Source organism: Vagococcus vulneris, assembly GCF_003950515.1.
In the GTDB taxonomy this organism is placed as follows: domain Bacteria; phylum Bacillota; class Bacilli; order Lactobacillales; family Vagococcaceae; genus Vagococcus; species Vagococcus vulneris.
Map to the genome: position 1 here is coordinate 1 of NZ_NGJS01000037.1, position 2,601 is coordinate 2,601.

The 2,601-nt window shown below is 36.4% G+C and carries 3 protein-coding genes; 1 reads left to right on the forward strand and 2 read right to left on the reverse strand.

The window, feature by feature from the left end; translation table 11 throughout:
• Positions 1-289 precede the first annotated feature (289 nt).
• Entirely contained in the window at positions 290-553 is a 264-nt protein-coding gene (locus tag CBF37_RS11435) for an NUDIX domain-containing protein (RefSeq protein WP_165866721.1), read from the forward strand.
• 406 nt (positions 554-959) lie between these two features.
• On the opposite strand, the gene CBF37_RS11440 is transcribed toward CBF37_RS11435, so the two are convergent.
• On the reverse strand, positions 960-2,423 hold the full coding sequence (locus CBF37_RS11440; protein ID WP_125984882.1) for an MDR family MFS transporter: 1,464 nt from the start codon (positions 2,421-2,423) through the stop codon (positions 960-962).
• Between the two features lie 86 nt (positions 2,424-2,509).
• A complete protein-coding gene (locus tag CBF37_RS12015; protein ID WP_420824178.1) occupies positions 2,510-2,593 on the reverse strand; it encodes an IS3 family transposase in 84 nt (27 codons plus the stop codon).
• Between the last annotated feature and the right edge of the window lie 8 nt (positions 2,594-2,601).

Genomic DNA, 2,601 nt, shown 5'->3' on the forward strand with positions numbered 1-2,601 from the left:
TTTCCATGTTGTGTGTGATAAACTTTGATTGTCCTTTTTCATAAGGGACCTCCTAAATGATTGATATTTCGTGGTCGGGAAACCAAATATATCTTATCATTTTAGGAGACTTTTTTTATACCACGCTAAAAGCTCTTCTGAACCACCCGCATAGCAGGTGGTTTTCAAAACATATAAAAAAGAGCAAAATAGTCACTGATTGACTTTTTTGCTATTTTTAGAGTATACGCCTATTAAATAAACTGATACAATCAAAGTTCTCTAATTCAATTAAGGAGGAATGACTGACATGACAGATATTAGAACACAGTTTAAACAAACACTATTTGACATCCGTGCTTGTGGAATTTTGGTTAATGAAAACAAACTTCTTGTTTCTCATGAAGCTGATGGATCACAAACTTTAACTGGTGGTGCAGTAAAGATTAGTGAAACAACTGAACAGACTGTCAAAAGGGAGTTCCTGGAAGAAACGGGTTTAGACGTCTCGATAGGTTCTTTAACCGCTATTATCGAAAATTTCTTTACGTTAAACAATCAGCCGTATCAGTAGATTATTTTCGTCTATCGCGTCTCGCTTAAGGATGTAGCGGCTCAGCAACTATTTTATCAAGATGATGTCACCGTTGAATGGGTTGACATCACTTCCGTACACTCACTAAAAACTAATCCATTAAATAACCTCGTCCGAACAACCCGGACTGACATACAGCATATTATTAATATAGATTGACAAAAAAACTGCAATAATGAGCAAAAGCAGACATTTTGATTCTTCGTATACACCTCTATCTTTTTAATTACCCTCACAAATGAATGATTCTATATCTAGCACATGACTGATTTAAAGGAGCTAATGACACCATTAGGCAATCTGGAATATTCTTTAAAAATTAATGAAATATAAAAACAGTCCGCAACTGTAAAAACCAGCGAGGACTGTTTCAGTTTTAGTCGATTCAGACAAGTCGTTTCTGAAATTGATTTAACACAAAAGCCAAGATAACTAATACAAGACCCACAATAAATACTTGATGAATACCACTAGCTAAAATGCCGTGCAGCTCGCCCATTAGTTCTTTCGGCAATGAGTTTGCGGTATGTGGATTGATTAGTTGATTCATCATATCTTTTGTTACACCTAATCCTTGTTTATCGGCTAAAGCACGGTTCATTGAACTATTTAAAACTAGGCCGAAGATTGATACCATTAATGTTTGACCGATTGTTCGCGTCAATGTAAAGAAAGATGTTGCGACACCGATATGGTGTTTATCGATAGTTGATTGAGCCAATACGGTGAGTATCGTCATCGACATACCAAAGCCGACTCCTAAGATACCCGAAAAAATTAAGAATACTGCATACGGTGTTGAGCCTTTAATCATCACAAGAAACAAAGCACCAATTAAAATCGGCAGCATGCTGATAAACATCACTTTGCGGTTGTCCCATTTCTGCATCGCACGACCGCCCATAAATGACCCGATCATCCAAATCACTGACATCGGTGCTAAAACAATACCGCCGACAGCAGCTGACTTGCCTAACACTCCCTGCATCCACATTGGTATATAAACTTCAATCCCCATAAGGAAACCGCTGATTAATGCGCCAATTAAATTGACCATCACGTATGTCTTATTAGTAAATAAATCCAATGAAATTACCGGGTCAGCTGCACGTTTTTCAGTTCGAATAAATAAAACAAAACCAACAATGAATACTATAAATGCAACAATCGTCACAATACTCAACCCATTGCTCAATGTTTGAAAACCATATAATAAAGCCAACAGCATGACCATCATTAAGAAACTTCCTAAATAATCAATCGGGCTTTTGTCTACTTCAAAATCATCTTCAATCAGGTACAGCCAGATAAGCAGCATTAAAACTAAACCGATTGGTACATTAATCAGAAAAATCCAATGCCAACTCACCACATCAACAATAAAACCGCCCGCAAGCGGTCCTAAAATACTTGCAATCCCCCAAGCTGCACTATTTAATCCTAAAATACCAGCGCGTTTTTCAATCGGGTACATATCCGCAATAATAGTTAGCGACACAGGAATTATTGATCCGGCACCAATTCCTTGAATTGCTCGAAAAATAATCAGCTGAATCATATTTTGACTGATACCTGATAAAGCTGAACCAATAATAAAGATTAACACACCTAGTAAATAAATTGGTTTACGACCGATTTTATCCGCTAGTTTTCCATAAATCGGTGTCATCATCGCATTAGTTAGTAGATAAATAGAAAAAACCCAATTCATTATGTCGATTCCTTTTAACGTTCCGACAATTGTCGGCATAGCTGTTGAAACAATTGTTCCCTCAACAGCCGTCATGAACGTTGCAATAAACATACATGCTGTGATAATTTTAACGTTTGTTTCTCTTTTCTTTGTCATCTTTTCCTCCCCATGTTGTGTCATTAAAAAAGCCTATAGAAAGACAAGGGAACTGAACCCCTAAAATGAGACAGTAATAAAAACACCTATGCGATTACTTTTTTCCGATAATCAATCGGAGATAAGTAATCGTATTTTTGTTGAATTCTTTCTTTATTATAATAGTTGATGAAATTTT